The sequence below is a fragment of the Thermovibrio ruber genome, from assembly GCF_055380895.1.
The window spans coordinates 285,792-300,839 of record NZ_AP042397.1 but is presented as its reverse complement, the minus strand read 5'-3'; the positions used below and the strand labels follow the sequence as shown (position 1 = coordinate 300,839).

Below are 15,048 nucleotides of genomic sequence, written 5' to 3'. Positions count from 1 at the left end.
ACTCCCCCTGAATTGGCTAAGTTTTATTTTTGAAGTATACCAACCGGAGGAAAGAGGATGAGAGACTTACTCTGTGAGGATACAATCGCAGCAATAGGAACTCCCATAGGCAAAGGAGCAATAGGGATAGTGAGAATTTCAGGAAAAGAGGCTCTGAGAATTCTCAAAGAGACTTTTAGAACCAAGTCCGGTAAACAGAAAGAGCACTTTGAAGACAGAAAGATGCACTACGGAATTGTTGTTGACAGGTTTGAAGAACCGATAGACGAAGTTTTAGCCGTTTACATGAAAAGCCCGAAGAGTTTCACAGGAGAGGACGTCGTTGAGATCCACAGCCACGGCGGAATAGTAGTCGTTAGGAAGATTTTAAGGGAAGTTTTAAACAGGGGAGCCCGACTTGCAGAGCCGGGAGAGTTCACAATGAGGGCATTTTTAAACGGCAAAATCGACCTAACACAGGCGGAAGCGATAAATGAACTCATTGAGGCAAAGAGTGAACTCTCTGCAAAAGTGGCTCTGAGGCAGCTTGAAGGAGCTCTCTCTCAAAAAATTAGAGAGATAAGGGATTTTATTCTTGAAACGAGAGCTTACGTAGAGGCAGCGGTAGACTTCCCGGAAGAAGAGGTAGAAATAATTGAAAGCGGAAAGGTAAAAGAGAGGCTTTTAGAAGCCGTAGAGAGAATTGAGAAACTCCTTAAAACCTACAGAGAAGGGAAACTAATAAAGGAGGGAATAAAGGTAGCAATTGTAGGAAGACCAAACGTAGGGAAATCCTCACTCCTTAACGCACTTCTTCAGGAGGAGAGGGCAATAGTTACAGAAATTCCAGGAACGACGAGAGACGTAATAGAGGAGAGCGTAACCTTTAGAGGGCTTCCCTTAAGGCTCATTGATACGGCAGGTATAAGGGAAGCAGAGGACAGAGTAGAGAGGATTGGAATTGAGAGAAGCCTGAAAAAGCTTAAAGAGGCAGACGTTATTCTTTTCATAGTTGATGGCTCTGAAGGCTTTACAGAAGATGACAAAGAAATACTCACACAAGTAGAGAACAGAGAGAAAGTGATACTTGTTATAAACAAGAAGGACTTAGGGTTAAAGTTTAGATGTATAGATGCAGTAGATTTCGGGTTTAAACGGTGCGTTGAGATAAGCGCCAAAACGGGAGAGGGAATAGAAAGACTTGCCGAGCTCATAACTGACCTTGTAATGCTTGAGCCTGAAACAGTTATTGGTGGAGAAGAGGTCGTTATTACGTCTGAAAGGCACAGGGAGCTCCTTGAGAAAGCCAAGAAAAGTTTAGAGAGATCTATTGAAACCCTTGAGTCGGGTATAGAGTCTCCCGAATTTCTCTCCATGGATATAGAAGAGGCGTTGAAAGCTTTAGGAGAAATAGTCGGAGAGGTAACAACGGAGGATATGTATGATATTATTTTTTCCCGATTTTGTATAGGGAAGTAGTAAAATGGAGAAAAGCGACAGGATACAGCTGATAGTAGTAAAGGACGACCTTGCCAACTACGAAAGGTTCACCGTTTCAAAGAAAGTTATAGTAACTGTAGGAACGCTATTTGGCGTATTCCTTGTATTTCTTTCCATTTTCTCCATCTACGCTGCGTCTAAACTGTTAGAGCTCTCCCAGTCTGAAGGGAACTTAAGGGACGAGATATCCCGTTTGGAGTTGGAGCTCTCCCAGACTAAGAAAGAGAACGAAGAGCTGAAAGAGACAGTGGCGCAGCTGAAACAGGAGAAAAGGGAAACTGTTGAGGAGCTTGCAAAGAGGTTAGAGATAATAAACTCCCTCATGAAAAAGGTCGGGTTAAAGGTTGACACATCTGAAGGTAAAGGAGGAACTGCCGTTCCACTCTCAAAAATATTAACAGAAGACGATGTTGACTTAGATTTAAGCTCTCTCATACCTCAGGTTGACAGGATGATAAAGGAATTTAAAACTGTTCCAATAGGCTACCCGACTTACGGAAGGATAACCTCTCCGTTCGGTCTTAGGATAAACCCGATTACAGGAAGGGCTGAGTTTCACTTAGGAGTTGACATAGCAAACAGGTGGGGAACGCCGATAAGAACGCCGGCAGACGGAAAAGTTATAAGGGCAGGTTACTGTGGGTTAATGGGAAGGTGTGTTGAAATTGACCACGGAAACGGAATAGAGACCTACTACGGTCACCTATCCAAAATCTTAGTCCACAAAGGTGAAAAGGTAAAAAGGGGAGAGATAATCGGCTTAATGGGAAGCACAGGAAGGAGCACAGGTCCCCACCTTCACTACGCAGTAAAGTTCAGGGGTAAAATAGAAAACCCCAAAATATTCCTGGAGGCTCTAAAGAATGTTAAAGAAGAAAAAAGAGGAAGAAACCACAGAGGTTAAGAGTATACTATCTGATGGTTTAAAGATTGAAGGGAACGTTATCTCCGAGGGGAAGATAAGGATTGACGGAACTATTGAGGGAGACGTAAACGGAGACTACATAATATTTGGTAAGTCGGCGGTTGTAAAGGGAAACATAAAGGCAAAGAGTCTCGTTATCATGGGAACTGTTGAGGGAAACATAGACGCTGAAAAGTTAGATCTTAAAAGCTCTGCAAAAGTTAAGGGAGACATATCTGTGAGGGAGCTCTCTGTAGAACCGGGAGCTTCCGTAGACGGAAAAGTTACAAGCGGAAGCTACTTAAGCTCTTCTAACTCTTCAAAAGAAATAACTGAATAACTGGAAACATAAGAGACAATAACCGGTTTTCTCTCAAGATAGAATACAAGATTGTTTAAATCTACACCCTCTCTAACGAAAAATACCCTTCCACCTAAAGGAAGGCCGGAAGGTTTTAAGTTAAACAGCCTAAAGTAACCCAATCCTTTAATAGACAAGTAACCGGTCGTGTAGTCGGGATCGTCGGAGATGCAGAGCTCCGCCAAAACGTCTCGGTAGTTTAAAACCTTCGTTGATAGGGTAAGGGCTTCCTTCAGGTTCTCTGTATACCTATCCCCTGCAAGTTCTTTTAGCTTCTGGGCAGCCTCGTCTGTAATGTCAATAAACGAAACTCGGACTCCCCTCTCCCTGTCGGGTTCAAGCCTCTTCCCAGAAGGAATTTCAACGACGGCAGCTCCCCTCATAACACCTTTAGACGGTGAAATACCTGTAAGAAGTAGGTTGTAAAAGCTCAGGCCAATATCTACGGGAACGGCAGACAAGGAAAAAAGCTTCTCAAGTAAAGTTTCACCAGAACTGCTTCCCCTTACTTCGTAGACGGGAATGGCTTGAAGGTAGAGAGGCTCCTTTTTCAGCTCTTCAAGTTTAATAGAGATAAAGTCGGGCTTACCTCTGGAGTGGTTTTTAGCCCGTTTGAGAAGTGAGAGAACAACCTCATCCAATTTCTCTTCAGGGACTATCCTCTCTGCTCCGGATATGTGGAGCCCCTCTTTAGAGCTCCTCATCTTTACGCTGAAGAGAGCCATTTAACTCCACCCTCAGTGGATTTCTAAACCAAAGGTCGTTCTGTGGAAACGGAATCTCAATACCGTTCTCCCTAAAGAGTCTGTTAATTCTTTCGTGGAGGAGAGACTTTATACCGAAGGCGATATCCTTCCTCTCTACGTAGTAGATGAGCTTAAAGACAAGAGCGCTATCTCCAAAGCTCGTAAAGTAGACAGAAGGAGAAGGATCATCAAGGATGCCTTCTATTCCCTCCGTAGCCTTTAAAAGGAGCTCCTTAACCTTCTCAACGTTTGAGCCGTATGAAACTCCCACCTCAACAAAATCCTTAACTCTTGGGTCTGGGTAGAGGGCGTTTTCAATAACTCCTTCGGTCAGCTTAGAGTTTGGAACCGTTATCAGGTTGTTCCCAGAAATCGTAAGAATCCTTGTCGTTCTTAAACCTATGTCGTAAACGTAACCCTCAACATCAATATCTTTTAGGTAAACTCTGTCACCTATTCTGAACTGTCTATCCGTTACAAGCATTATTCCCGAAATGAAGTTTTTAATTGTATCTTGGGCAGCAAGACCTACAGCTAAGGAGCCAACGCCCAAAGAGGTAACCAAAGAGGTAACGTTAAAGCCCAATCTGTCTAAAACGGCAATTAGAGCAATAAAAACGATAAAAACGTTAACAATTTTTGAAATCATAGAGTAGTAAGTATCTATCAAAGGAACTTCTCTTAAGGATACTTTCTTTTTTACCCTCTCTGAAAACTTTTCAAGTAATAAATCTGTTACTCTTATAGAGATAAATGTAGCTATAAAAACGTAAAGAACGAAAAACAGCGTATTTAAAATCTTCATTATTTTCACAGGCAGACTTAATTGAACAATAGAAAGGTTCAAGAAAAGGAGAAAAAGGAAGTAGGATATCCAAGACGAAAGGCTTATCATTATTTTTTCAGCCTTTGTTATCTTTTTATCAAAAAGGGTAACCTTCAGAATTAAAGCTTTTATAAGTCGCTTACTCCATAGAGAAAGAAAGGCCAAAATAAAGAAGAAAAGTGCAAGAGTATACTCAACTTTCATCCAAGGAAAAGCTGTTGATATGGTATGAACAAAGTTCTGCTTAAGTGTAAGTAAGGCGTTTTCTAAGTGATTAGCCATTTTAAAGTTCCTCCTTCGTTAGAATAAAAGTCACGGGGCCATCGTTAACGATGTGAACTTTCATGTCTGCACCGAACACCCCCGTTTGAACGGGAATCCCTTCCTCTCTACACTTTTCAACAAAAAGGTTAAACATCTCTTCAGCCTTTGAAGGTTCCTCTGAAGACTGAAAGCTGGGACGACGCCCCTTTCTACAGTCTGCAGCTAAGGTAAAGTTGGAAACTACCAAGAGCTCCCCTCCTACATCTTTTAGTGAAAGGTTCATCTTTCCGGAAGAATCTTCAAATATCCTGAGCTCTACCACCTTCTTTGCCATCTTCTCAACGTAAGATTTCAGGTCTCCTTTCTCAAAACCGATTAGAACGACAAGACCTTTACCTATCTCTGCAACCGTCTCTCCGGAGACTACAACTTTACCCGAAAGAACTCTCTGGACGCAGACTTTCATACTTCACCCCTGAAACCAAAGGTGTTTTACGCCGTCAACGATAAACTGTGAGCCTAAAGCTCCGACAAAAAGACCGAATATACGAACCGTAACATTAATTCCGGTAGTTCCTAACCTTCTTGCAAAAAAGGAAGATTGGGACAGCGTAAGATAAACCACTATTAGGGAAATAAGAATAGCTATAAGGAGCTCCCCAAACTGAGCAACGCTTCTTACCTCTTCCCTAAAGATGAGAAGGGTAGTAAAAGCTCCGGGACCGAAAAGGACGGGAATACCGATAGGAACTATTGAAATATCTTCTTTTTCGGCCGCAGCAGAACTCTCCTCTTCCGTGTGTTTAGTTTTGGGAGCTCTTGCCTGAAGCATCTGAAACGCCATGTGAAGGAGTATAAGACCACCAAAGATTTTTATACTGAATATGTTTACCCCCATGAGTTTTAAAAGAGCATCTCCAGAGAAAACCGTAACTAAAGAGGCTATAAAAACCGTAAGCGAAGACTTAAAGGCAACTCTTTTTATCTCTCTCACAGATCCAACAAGACCTGCAACCATTATGGCCGCAAAAATCGGGTCTAAAATTACAATCAGAGAGAGGACAAACTTTAAAAGAGACATTTTCCTCTCCAAAATTTAAAAATATAGTCCAGCAGCGTAAAGAGAAAAACCGTTAGAGAAATATAGCCGTTCAGGTTAAAGAAGGCATACCCAATTTTTGACCTGTCCTTAGAGACCAGGATGTGCTCCTTTACCATAAAAACAGTGGAAATCAGAAGACCCAAATAGTAGAAGAAGCTCATATGTTCAAGAACACCTACGATTATAAGACCCAGAAGAGTTATAACGTGAAAGATACGGGAAAGAAGGAGAGCTCTCTTATCACCTAGCTTTGCCGGTATAGAGTAAAGCCCCTCCCTCTTATCAAATTCAAGGTCTTGAAGTGCGTAGATAACGTCAAAACCGGCAACCCAAAGGGCAACCGAAACTGTAAGTATGAGGGCTGGAATGTCAACCGTTCCCCTTACAGCCACCCATGCCCCTAAAGGTGCAAGGGCAACAGCAACTCCCAAAACAAGGTGGCACAGTGCAGTAAACCGTTTTGTAAAAGAGTAGATAGTAAGAACGATTATGGCGATGGGAGAGAGTTCTAACGCCAACCTGTTGAGCTTATAGGCGGCAAAGACCATAATTCCGAAGCCTAAAAAAGCGAGGAGAAAAGCCTCTGAACGCTTAACCATACCTCTAGGAATGTGTCTATTCGCCGTTCTCGGGTTCTTAGCATCAATCTCTGCGTCTATAGCTCTGTTTAAACTCATTGCGGCCGTTCTGGCACCAAAGAGGGCAACGGTTATCCAAAAAATTTGGTAAAGTGAAGGAAAGCCGTTTGCTGCCATTAGAGCTGCCGTGAGGGCAAAGGGAAGGGCAAAGACCGTGTGCTCAACCTTTATAAGCTCCATGTAGGTCTTTAAACGCTCCAAAAAAACCATTAAGGTCTCTCCTCTAAAAGCTGAAGGCACTCTCCGATGTGTTTAAAGACATAGTCCGGCCTGAACTGAGGGTCAATACTCTCTAAAACAGAGACGTCTCTATACTTTCCGCTGAGAACGAAAACAGTTTTAAAACCGGCCACTTTTTTGCCCTCGGCAAGGTCTGTAAACGGATCGTCGCTAACCATGTAAACCTTCTCAGGCTCAGAAATCCCTATCAGCTCAAAAGCCCTGTTAAAGTATTCTTGAGATGGTTTTCCGAAAGAAATGACAGGTTTGTTCGAAGCGTAAGAGAGAGCTTCGGCAATCGCCCCAACGCTGGGACCTACAAGTCCGTCTGGGTCAAGGATAATCCTGTTCCTGTGGAAAGAGAAGAGTTCTGCTCCCTCTAAAACGAGGGCAGAAGTGGCAACTTTCAGCTTTCCGTAGGTTATCTCCCTGTCCCTTCCGACAACAACGGCATCTACCTTATGGTCTTCCCTAACGTCAAATCCCTCTTCACGGAAGAACTCTTTAACCTTATCAGTTCCTAAAAAGTAGATGCTCTTAACACCCCTCCTCTTTAAAAACTCACCTGCAAGGAGCGAAGGTGAAAGGAGGTTGTTCCTGTTAACGTTAAATCCCTTCTCTTTCAGTATCTTAATAAGGTCGTTAGGTTTTTCCGTTGAATTGTTGGTTGCAACTATCCAGGGAATTCCTCTCTCCTCTAAGTAACGGGTAAAATCTAAAGCCTCAGGGAAAGGCGTATAGGTCTTATCCTTAACAAGAGTTCCTTCAAGGTCAAGAAGGAAGCCTACCATCTCTCTCCTCCAACTGTGAAGATACTACGGCGGCGATTATATCAAGTAACAGTTTTAAGCTACTTCTCGGCTGTGGTTTAAGTATACTGAAGTGCTTAAATTTCAAGTTCCGAAATTTAAAAGAGAGAGGAGAAAAGATGGGATTTAACTGCGGAATCGTAGGGCTTCCAAACGTCGGGAAATCAACGCTCTTTAACGCGCTGACAAACACGATGAAGGCAGAGGCTGCAAACTACCCGTTCTGCACAATTGAACCAAACGTCGGAGTCGTTGAAGTTCCGGACGAAAGGCTCTACAGGATAGCCGAAATTGTAAAACCAAAAAAGATAACTCCAACAACGATTGAGTTTGTTGACATTGCAGGTTTGGTGAGGGGAGCAAGTAAAGGAGAGGGATTGGGCAACCAGTTCCTTGCCAACATAAGGGGAGTTGATGCGATTGCCCACGTTGTAAGGTGTTTTCAGGACAAAAACGTTGTTCACGTAGACGGTTCCGTTGACCCTATAAGGGACATTGAAACGATCAACTTAGAACTTGTTATGAAGGACTTAGAGAGCGTTGAGAAGAGGCTCCAGAAGGTAACAAAACAGGCAAAGAGCGGAGACAAAAAACTAAAAGCAGAAGCCGAAGCCCTTGAGAGAATTAAAGGAATATTGGAGGAAGGAAAGAGACTTCACCCGTTTTTAAAGGACTTGGGAGACGAGGAGAAAAGGGTAATCAGGGAGCTCCAGCTGCTAACTGCAAAACCTGTAATGTATGTGGCAAACGTAGATGAAGAAGGGCTGTTTGAGGATAACGCGTTTGTAAAGCAGGTCAGGGAGTATGCGAAGGAAGAGGGAGCTCCCGTCGTCAAGATTTGTGCAAAGGTTGAAGCTGAACTCAGCGAGCTCCCAAAAGAAGAAAAAGAGGAGTTCTTAAGGGAGTTAGGGTTAAAAGAGCCGGGACTTAACGCAGTAATCAGGGAAGGGTATAAGCTCCTTGACTTAGTAACCTTCTTTACTGCAGGTGAGCCAGAAGTAAAGGCCTGGACAATAAGAAAAGGGACAAAAGCCCCTCAAGCTGCCGGAAAGATACACTCCGACATAGAGAGGGGATTCATCAGGGCAGAGGTCATTAAGTATGAAGACCTGATAAGGGAAGGTTCCATTCAGGCCTGTAAAGAGAAAGGACTAATGAGACTTGAGGGAAAAGACTACGAGGTTCAGGACGGAGACATAATCCACTTTAGGTTTAACGTTTGATGGAGACTGAAGGGGTAGTTCTCAAGAGCAGAGATTTAGGAGACAGGCTGAGGTACCTCTCTGTCTACACGGAGAGGCTCGGAAAGTTGGACTTACTGGTAAAAATCCAGTCTAAAGAGTTCCCGCTAAAGTATGAACCGTTCTCGGTAACGCTCTTTAAACTGAAGCAGAAGGGAGAGAACTGGGAAGTTTTAGAGAGTAAGCTGATTAAAGATAACTTCCCAAAAAACAGAGAAGAACTCCTCTACAGGTCTAAAATCTCAAGGCTTCTGCTTCCGCTACAGTTACCCCCGGACAGAAAAGTCTATCAGCTGGTTAAGATGTATATAGGGGAAAGGGGAGCTCCCCCTACATATACCGCCTTCTTGCTGAAGTTCCTGTTCCTTGAAGGACTTATGCCAAGGCTCTTTAAGTGTGTTGAGTGCGGTTCCCGTAAAATCGTTGGCTTTTCAGTTGAAAAGGGAGGCGTTGTCTGTAAAAAGTGTAAGTTGGAAGAAGACCTAAACTGGAAAAGACAAGTATCCGAGGAGGCCTACAGGTTAACGAAAGAACCTCTTGAAAAACTGAAGAAAAACAAGTTCAAGTGGTTAAGCCTAATAGAAACGTCAGCTGAAAAACACCTGAGGTTCAGAACAGAAAGATAATTTTGATATATTTTTTAAATAGATTCTCAAAAGCCAATTAAAGGATACGAGGTGGAAATGGTACCAAAAGTTCTGGTTTTAGGTGGAGGAATAGGGGGAGTTGAAGCAGCCTTTGCACTGTGTCACAAATGTTTTGATGTTGAGCTAATATCAGAGAGGGACTACCTCTACATCTACCCCATCTCTATCTGGATACCTACACACGAATACGAGTGGGAAGACGTTACCATTCCACTGGAAGAAATTGCCAAAGTTAACGGATTCAAACTAACCATAGGAAAAGTAGAGAGGATATCAAGTGCCGAGAAGAAGGTTTACCTATCGGACGGAACAGTTAAGGACTACGACTACCTCGTAATAGCCATAGGGGGTTCAAAGGTTAAACATAGAGGAAGCGAAAACTTCCTCTCAATATGCGGAAAGCCAGAAGAGTCTATAAAAATAAGGGAAAGAATTGACCAGCTGATAGAGAAGGGAGGCGGAGTAATAGCTGCAGGTTTCGGCGGAAACCCAAAAGATCCTTGTGGCGTAAGGGGGGGACCGGCCTTTGAGTTTGTTTTTAACTTAGACTGTTACTTTAAGAAAAAGGGAATAAGGGACAAGTTTGAGCTCCATTTCTTTGCACCGATGCCCAAACCGGGAATAAGGTTGGGAGAGAAGAACGCAGAAAAAGCCTACAAAATGTTAGATAAGTTGGGAATAAAGAGGCATTTTGGGAAGAAAATAAAAGAGTTCAAGCCCGACGGAGTTGTTTTTGAAGACGATTCCTTTCTGAAGACAGATTTAACGATGTTCATCCCGGCTACAGACGGACACCCGGTATTTAAAAACTCAGACCTTCCCCTTAACGAAGCCGGATTTGTAAAGATAGAGCCGACCTGCGCAGTTCCTGGAACCGATGAAACTGTATGGGCTATAGGAGACAGCGCCGCCTTTGAAGGGCCTAAGTGGAAGGCAAAACAGGGTCACATAGCTGAGGTTATGGCAAGAATTGTGGCAAGGAACCTTGAAAACAAGGTAAAGGGAGATCCTAAGAGGGAAGACTACATTCACCACCTCCACATCGTCTGTCTGATGGACATGGGACCTTGCTGGATGAGCGGAGCTCTGGTATACAGAGACGACAAAAGAGCGATTATGCTGCCCCTTCCCTTTGTAGGACACTCAGTGAAAAAACTGTGGGGATGGTACTATAAGGCAAGTAAACTGAAGAGAGTTCCGAAAATCCCGGGGTTTGACGCTCCGTAATGGAAAGGTTTGGAGTATTTGAAACGGTAAGGGTGGAAAACGGAAAGCCCGTCTTGATTGAATACCACTACAGGAGATTAAGGCAGAGCTCCCGCCTCCTGAACTTCTCCTTTTCCAGTTCACTTTCAGAGTTTAAAACCCAAATAGTGAAAGTTGCCGGTGCTGGAATAAAGTTAGTTCGGTTCACTATTTTTAGAGATGGAAAAGTAGAGGTAAAATCGAGGGAGTGTTTGAAGAGAGAGTCTGTCTCTTTACTTCCCGTTTACTCCGTCAAGAGGTGTTTTTCTGCTCTCTCATACCATAAAACAGTAGATATAATGGATTCACTCTATGCACTTGAGGAAGCAAAGAGGAAAGGTTTTGACGAAGCTCTCCTATTTAGCAGTGAGGGTTTCGTCTCAGAAACGGCATTTGCAAACATTTTCTTCTACAGAGACGGCATACTCTTTACTCCTTCCCTTAAAACGGGATGTCTGCCTGGAACCAGAAGAGAGTTTATAAAAGAGGTGTGTAGCGAAATGGGAGTTCCCGTAATTGAGGGATTTTTTGAGGTGAGGGAGCTCCTCCAAGCAGATGAGGTTTTCATAACAAGTGCAAGAGAGGATATCTGTCTTGTCAGAAAAATCGGAAGTTATTCGTTAAAAGAGGTAGAAGGAAAACCGTTTTATAGCAGATTAAAAACCGTTATAGAGGAGGTTCACAACAGTTACTAAATAGTGCATATTACAATACTTTTCAGCACAAAAGAGATACAAAAAGACAGATGATAACACTTTCCTGTAGACTGGAATTTAAAACAGGAAAAGGGAAAAAGAAAAAGGCGGTATTAAAGCTCAAAAGAGAGCTGAAGAAAATAAATTCAGATATAAAAGCTGTAAAGAAAGAGATAGAAACACTTAAAAGCTCTGAAAGTGATTCAGCTACCTGACAGCAGACCTCTGGAGGGAACAAGTCTGTGAGGGGCCTCTCGGAAGAGAGACGAAAAAGCTGGAGAGTTCTCAGAGCAGTCCTCACCTTCCCTCTTCTCGGGAAGTCTTTTGTTAGGGACTTCTCTCCCTGAGGCTGTGCAAACATTGAGCCGGCGGAAGGCGAAGTTGAAAAAGCTTGACAAGTATGAAGGAGCTCCCAGCCACTACAGAAAAGTAAAGGTAAGAGTTCAAACAAAGGAAGGATAAAGAAGTTGAAGCTATAACTTATGTGGCGTGGGAAGAGCATAAGAAAGAATGGTTAAGTCCTTCAGAAGACTACCTCAACCTCCTTTGCTTCCAAATTATTATGTAAAGAAACCTAAGAGTTATATAGGATAACCACTCTTTTACTTGTTTAGAGAGCTAAAAATTGCCTCTAACTTCTCCTTCAGCGTTTCCGCAGTGAAGGGTTTTACGATGTAGTTATTTACTCCGGCCTTTATTGCCATAAGAACGTTCTCTTTCTTGGCCTCGGCAGTAACCATAAGAACGGGAAGGTGCTTTAGCTTCTCGTCGCTCCTTATGGCCTGAACAAGCTCAATCCCGGTCATGTTGGGCATGTTCCAGTCAGTAATGACAAGACCGTACTTATCTGGATTCTGACGGAGCTTCTCAAGTGCTTGCTTTCCGTCTTCTGCTTCATCTACGTTTTTATAACCAAGCTGGGCAAGGAGCGTCTTCAGAATCTTCCTCATTGCAGCCATATCGTCAACAACGAGAATGTTTATATCGGAATTGGGTAACGCCATTTAAACCTCCCTACTTTGTAATTGCATACTGGTGAACAAGCTTAATTAAGTCCGGAGCATCAAATTTTACAAGATGGGCATCTGCTCCTACGTATTTACTCTTGTCAACGTTGGCCCTGTCGCTGAGAGACGTATTAATAATAACGGGAATTTTTGAAAACTCCGGGTCTTCCTTAACCTTACGGGTAAAGGTTAAACCGTCCATACCGGGCATTTCAATATCAGAAATTATAAGCTGAACGAAGTCAGTTATGTCTTTCCCCTGAGCTTTAGCTTCCTCAAGCCAGTTGTGAAGCATATGAAGGGCTTCAATTCCGTTCTGGGCTTCGTAAACGGTATGCCCGTCTGCCTCAAGGATTCTCCTGATAATTTTCCGAGCAACCGGACTGTCATCAAGTATCAGTATCTTAAAGTGGCCTTTTTTCTCTATTCCTTCTATGTCTTTCTTTACTTCCTCTTTACCAAAGATCTTAATCATCCCAAGCTCGTCAAGTATTCCTTCAAAATCAAGCAAGAGTAGAAGCTTGTTGTCCTCTATTTCAATAACGCCAACAACTTTTCCCCCTAACTTCTCAACAATACTCTTAGGAGGTCTCTTTATATCTGCCCATTTAATCCGCCTTATTCTTCTTGCCTCGTGGACTATTACCCCTACTATTTCCCTAAGAAACTCCATCACAATAACGTAGCGGCCGGCGTTGGGGGGCTCCTTTATTTTCATCCACCTTGCAAGGTTGATTATGGGAACCATCTGCCCCCTGATCTTCGCAAGCCCCTCTGCCTCAGGGGGTAGCCCAGGAGCCTTAATAATATCCTTCGGGCGGAATATTACCTCTTTAACCTTTGCAACGTTAACGCCGAGTATCCACTCGTAAGTAGAACCGTCGTCTAAAATCTCATACATCCTAAAGTCTATTATCTCAAGCTCGTTGGCACCGGTCTCAAGTATCTTTGGAAGGAGTTCCTTCTTCTTCTTCGCCATAACTAAGCCCTTTCATCGCTTTTTTTACTTGAGAGAACTATCTTCGCTATGGCTTTTGTAAGTCTCTCAGAAATCTTATTGACAATTTCAGATATCTCGTGCTCTTTTCCTTTAATTTCCTCCACATCGTCGTTGTTCATAGCAACAAAAAGTTCTTTAAGGAGGAGTTTAACTTCAAAGAGCTCATCTTCAATCCCCTCAAAGATGTCTCTGAGGGAAGGATACTTCTGAAGGAGTTCCGCAATCTCCTTGTTCTGGAAGCTGAGGCTCCTTATTAAAGAATCAACTTCTGCAATAATTGAGATGTCGGGATTGAGGTCTTCAACAAATTTAGCCTTAATGACATCATTAACTTTTGCAGTAAAGTTACCAAGCTCTGCAAGTTTATCAAGGAGAATAGCTGCATCGCCCAACTTAAAGATGTAGAAGGTTTCCCAGATCTTGTGAAGGCTCGTATCTGTCTTCTCGGCAATCTTAATAACCTTGTTGGCCTGTTCTCTTACTGAGTGAACAACACTGTTTGCCTTATGTATGTTCTTAACTATCTCCTCTGTCTTTCCTTTCTGAACAGAGACTACACTTGACAGATCGTTAATAACTTTAAGAACCTCTTCTGAGGAACTCTTTAGCGTAGCGTAGGTCGTCTGGTTCTCTTTAAAGATGTTCATTCCATCTTCAACGGCTACAACGCTCTTGTTCGTAATCTCGGCTGTCTTAACCATCTGGTCTCTCATACTCTTGACAACTTCCCTAATCTCAGTTGCAGACTTGTTCGTCCTCTCTGCCAGTTTTCTGACTTCATCGGCAACAACGGCAAATCCCCTTCCTGCTTCTCCAGCCCTTGCAGCCTCTATGGCAGCGTTAAGGGCAAGGAGGTTGGTCTGTTCTGTAATAGAGGTAATAACTTCAACAACCCTGTCAATCTGTTCAGTTTGAAACTGGAGGGATTTAACAACTTCTTCCATCTCTTTTGTAATGTTCCTTATATACTGCATCTGGCCAATAGACTCTACCGTCTTTTGTTCAGCCTCTTCAAGCTTTGAGAGTACAAACTTGTAGTTCTCCATAAGTTTGTTGGAAACTTCAACCAACTTGTTAACGGTCTTTTCTATCTCATCGGTTGCAACTATCTGGTTCTCAGAAAGTTTAAGAACTTCTTTCAGCTCTTTTATGGCAACGGCAATTGCAACGATTGTGGAAAGGTTGTTAACAAGGGACTGTTTCGTTGCTTTAAGGTTCTGGAGGAACATCCTCCTTGACTTCTCTAACTGGTCTTCAATCTCTTTCTCAGCTGTAGCGTCTTTCCAAGTTACCATGTAATACCTTACAGAACCGTCCTTGTTGGCAATTGCATGGCGGTATGAGGCCATAACGTAAGGGCCAACGGGAATATCTGCATTTTTCTTATGCTCTCCGGGGTGGGTAGATTTAAGGAGCTCCTTAACCCTCTCAGGATCTTTGTGGAAAAGGTGGATGCTGGTTCCGATGAGCTTATCGGGATCAATTCCGAACTCGCTGATAAAGACGTCTCTCCACTTGTTGGCTATTTCAAGAGCTCTCCTGTTTGCGTAAACTAACTTATTCCCAGCTCTACCAGGCTTAAAGTCAGGAGTTGCAAGGAATATCGCCTCTTCCATAAGGGAGTCAAGTATCTGCTGATACATGTAGATGTCGTTATCCATTTGTTCAACTTTCTGTTTGTAAGTCTCAAGTTCTTTAGAAAGCTCCAAGTTCCTTTGGGAAAGTTTTTTCAGCTCATCTTGAAGGGAACTCTTCTCCCTTTCGCACTCCTCAAACTTTTTCTGAAGTTTTACATTCTCAACTTTTAACTTCTCCAACTCTCCCTTTAGCCTCTCTATTTCCTTCCTCTCGCCTGAACAAAACAC

17 protein-coding genes are annotated in these 15,048 nt (G+C 43.0%); 8 read left to right on the top strand and 9 right to left on the bottom strand.

All coding sequences use genetic code 11. The features are described 5' to 3' along the window. Nucleotides 1–57: 57 nt before the first annotated feature. The 3 genes from mnmE to ACZ424_RS01615 are packed head-to-tail and all read left to right on the top strand — an operon-like array spanning nt 58 to nt 2,723. Nucleotides 58–1,458: a tRNA uridine-5-carboxymethylaminomethyl(34) synthesis GTPase MnmE gene (gene mnmE, locus ACZ424_RS01625; protein WP_464904779.1), complete on the top strand. Its 1,401-nt coding sequence runs from the start codon at nt 58–60 to the stop codon at nt 1,456–1,458. Nucleotides 1,459–1,462: 4 nt separating this feature from the next. Further along, nucleotides 1,463–2,383: a peptidoglycan DD-metalloendopeptidase family protein gene (locus tag ACZ424_RS01620; RefSeq protein ID WP_464904778.1), complete on the top strand. Its 921-nt coding sequence runs from the start codon at nt 1,463–1,465 to the stop codon at nt 2,381–2,383. Beyond that, nucleotides 2,343–2,723, top strand: coding sequence for a bactofilin family protein (locus tag ACZ424_RS01615; protein ID WP_464904777.1), 381 nt, complete (start codon nt 2,343–2,345; stop codon nt 2,721–2,723). Before ACZ424_RS01620 ends, ACZ424_RS01615 begins: the two co-directional genes overlap by 41 nt. On the opposite strand, the gene ACZ424_RS01610 is transcribed toward ACZ424_RS01615, so the two are convergent. From ACZ424_RS01610 to ACZ424_RS01585, 6 genes are read right to left on the bottom strand one after another with little or no spacing between them, the layout of a single operon-like run. Further along, the gene (locus ACZ424_RS01610; RefSeq protein WP_464904776.1) at nt 2,681–3,469 is read right to left on the bottom strand and encodes a 6-carboxyhexanoate--CoA ligase; all 789 of its coding nucleotides are present in this window, start codon (nt 3,467–3,469) and stop codon (nt 2,681–2,683) included. The two genes, ACZ424_RS01615 and ACZ424_RS01610, sit on opposite strands and share 43 nt — an antisense overlap. After that, nucleotides 3,435–4,598 carry a mechanosensitive ion channel family protein gene (locus ACZ424_RS01605; protein ID WP_464904775.1) on the bottom strand — a complete coding sequence of 388 codons (1,164 nt, stop codon included), beginning with the start codon at nt 4,596–4,598 and terminating at the stop codon, nt 3,435–3,437. Before ACZ424_RS01605 ends, ACZ424_RS01610 begins: the two co-directional genes overlap by 35 nt. Before the next feature lies 1 nt (nt 4,599). Then, nucleotides 4,600–5,046 (bottom strand): D-aminoacyl-tRNA deacylase, encoded by a 447-nt coding sequence (dtd, locus tag ACZ424_RS01600; RefSeq protein ID WP_464904774.1) that lies wholly within the window; start codon nt 5,044–5,046, stop codon nt 4,600–4,602. Nucleotides 5,047–5,049: 3 nt separating this feature from the next. Next, nucleotides 5,050–5,661 (bottom strand): MarC family protein, encoded by a 612-nt coding sequence (locus ACZ424_RS01595; RefSeq protein WP_464904773.1) that lies wholly within the window; start codon nt 5,659–5,661, stop codon nt 5,050–5,052. Beyond that, the gene (locus ACZ424_RS01590) at nt 5,649–6,530 is read right to left on the bottom strand and encodes a UbiA-like polyprenyltransferase (protein ID WP_464904772.1); all 882 of its coding nucleotides are present in this window, start codon (nt 6,528–6,530) and stop codon (nt 5,649–5,651) included. Before ACZ424_RS01590 ends, ACZ424_RS01595 begins: the two co-directional genes overlap by 13 nt. Further along, nucleotides 6,530–7,330, bottom strand: coding sequence for an HAD-IIA family hydrolase (locus tag ACZ424_RS01585; protein ID WP_464904771.1), 801 nt, complete (start codon nt 7,328–7,330; stop codon nt 6,530–6,532). Before ACZ424_RS01585 ends, ACZ424_RS01590 begins: the two co-directional genes overlap by 1 nt. Before the next feature lie 137 nt (nt 7,331–7,467). Here ACZ424_RS01585 and ychF point away from each other — a divergent pair, with 137 nt between their 5' ends. The 5 genes from ychF to ACZ424_RS01560 are packed head-to-tail and all read left to right on the top strand — an operon-like array spanning nt 7,468 to nt 11,391. Beyond that, entirely contained in the window at nt 7,468–8,571 is a 1,104-nt protein-coding gene (gene ychF / locus ACZ424_RS01580; protein WP_464904770.1) for a redox-regulated ATPase YchF, read from the top strand. Then, nucleotides 8,571–9,215, top strand: a complete 645-nt coding sequence (gene recO / locus ACZ424_RS01575) for a DNA repair protein RecO (protein ID WP_464904769.1) — start codon at nt 8,571–8,573, stop codon at nt 9,213–9,215. The genes ychF and recO overlap by 1 nt, the downstream gene beginning before the upstream one ends. Before the next feature lie 57 nt (nt 9,216–9,272). After that, on the top strand, nt 9,273–10,463 hold the full coding sequence (locus ACZ424_RS01570) for an NAD(P)/FAD-dependent oxidoreductase (protein WP_464904768.1): 1,191 nt from the start codon (nt 9,273–9,275) through the stop codon (nt 10,461–10,463). Beyond that, nucleotides 10,463–11,176 (top strand): aminotransferase class IV, encoded by a 714-nt coding sequence (locus tag ACZ424_RS01565; protein ID WP_464904767.1) that lies wholly within the window; start codon nt 10,463–10,465, stop codon nt 11,174–11,176. Before ACZ424_RS01570 ends, ACZ424_RS01565 begins: the two co-directional genes overlap by 1 nt. 50 nt (nt 11,177–11,226) lie before the next feature. Continuing rightward, complete coding sequence (locus ACZ424_RS01560; RefSeq protein WP_464904766.1) at nt 11,227–11,391, top strand: hypothetical protein; 165 nt, start codon at nt 11,227–11,229, stop codon at nt 11,389–11,391. A 387-nt stretch (nt 11,392–11,778) separates the two neighbouring features. Here ACZ424_RS01560 and ACZ424_RS01555 read toward each other — a convergent pair whose 3' ends face one another. The 3 genes from ACZ424_RS01555 to ACZ424_RS01545 are packed head-to-tail and all read right to left on the bottom strand — an operon-like array spanning nt 11,779 to nt 15,048. Continuing rightward, complete coding sequence (locus ACZ424_RS01555; RefSeq protein ID WP_464904765.1) at nt 11,779–12,180, bottom strand: chemotaxis response regulator CheY; 402 nt, start codon at nt 12,178–12,180, stop codon at nt 11,779–11,781. A 10-nt stretch (nt 12,181–12,190) separates the two neighbouring features. Continuing rightward, on the bottom strand, nt 12,191–13,162 hold the full coding sequence (locus tag ACZ424_RS01550) for a chemotaxis protein (RefSeq protein ID WP_464904764.1): 972 nt from the start codon (nt 13,160–13,162) through the stop codon (nt 12,191–12,193). 2 nt (nt 13,163–13,164) lie between these two features. Beyond that, nucleotides 13,165–15,048, bottom strand: coding sequence for a methyl-accepting chemotaxis protein (locus ACZ424_RS01545; RefSeq protein ID WP_464904763.1), 1,884 nt, complete (start codon nt 15,046–15,048; stop codon nt 13,165–13,167).

Excerpts from the sequence above, each read along its gene's own strand:
- ACZ424_RS01610 (WP_464904776.1), bottom strand. The coding sequence starts at position 3,469 with ATGGCTCTCTTCAGCGTAAAGATGAGGAGCTCTAAAGAGGGGCTCCAC.
- ACZ424_RS01555 (WP_464904765.1), bottom strand. The coding sequence starts at position 12,180 with ATGGCGTTACCCAATTCCGATATAAACATTCTCGTTGTTGACGATATG.
- ACZ424_RS01565 (WP_464904767.1), top strand. The coding sequence starts at position 10,463 with ATGGAAAGGTTTGGAGTATTTGAAACGGTAAGGGTGGAAAACGGAAAG.
- dtd (WP_464904774.1), bottom strand. The coding sequence starts at position 5,046 with ATGAAAGTCTGCGTCCAGAGAGTTCTTTCGGGTAAAGTTGTAGTCTCC.
- recO (WP_464904769.1), top strand. The coding sequence starts at position 8,571 with ATGGAGACTGAAGGGGTAGTTCTCAAGAGCAGAGATTTAGGAGACAGG.
- ACZ424_RS01595 (WP_464904773.1), bottom strand. The coding sequence starts at position 5,661 with ATGTCTCTTTTAAAGTTTGTCCTCTCTCTGATTGTAATTTTAGACCCG.
- ACZ424_RS01560 (WP_464904766.1), top strand. The coding sequence starts at position 11,227 with ATGATAACACTTTCCTGTAGACTGGAATTTAAAACAGGAAAAGGGAAA.
- ACZ424_RS01615 (WP_464904777.1), top strand. The coding sequence starts at position 2,343 with ATGTTAAAGAAGAAAAAAGAGGAAGAAACCACAGAGGTTAAGAGTATA.
- ACZ424_RS01550 (WP_464904764.1), bottom strand. The coding sequence starts at position 13,162 with ATGGCGAAGAAGAAGAAGGAACTCCTTCCAAAGATACTTGAGACCGGT.
- ACZ424_RS01585 (WP_464904771.1), bottom strand. The coding sequence starts at position 7,330 with ATGGTAGGCTTCCTTCTTGACCTTGAAGGAACTCTTGTTAAGGATAAG.
- mnmE (WP_464904779.1), top strand. The coding sequence starts at position 58 with ATGAGAGACTTACTCTGTGAGGATACAATCGCAGCAATAGGAACTCCC.
- ACZ424_RS01605 (WP_464904775.1), bottom strand. The coding sequence starts at position 4,598 with ATGGCTAATCACTTAGAAAACGCCTTACTTACACTTAAGCAGAACTTT.
- ychF (WP_464904770.1), top strand. The coding sequence starts at position 7,468 with ATGGGATTTAACTGCGGAATCGTAGGGCTTCCAAACGTCGGGAAATCA.
- ACZ424_RS01570 (WP_464904768.1), top strand. The coding sequence starts at position 9,273 with ATGGTACCAAAAGTTCTGGTTTTAGGTGGAGGAATAGGGGGAGTTGAA.
- ACZ424_RS01590 (WP_464904772.1), bottom strand. The coding sequence starts at position 6,530 with ATGGTTTTTTTGGAGCGTTTAAAGACCTACATGGAGCTTATAAAGGTT.
- ACZ424_RS01620 (WP_464904778.1), top strand. The coding sequence starts at position 1,463 with ATGGAGAAAAGCGACAGGATACAGCTGATAGTAGTAAAGGACGACCTT.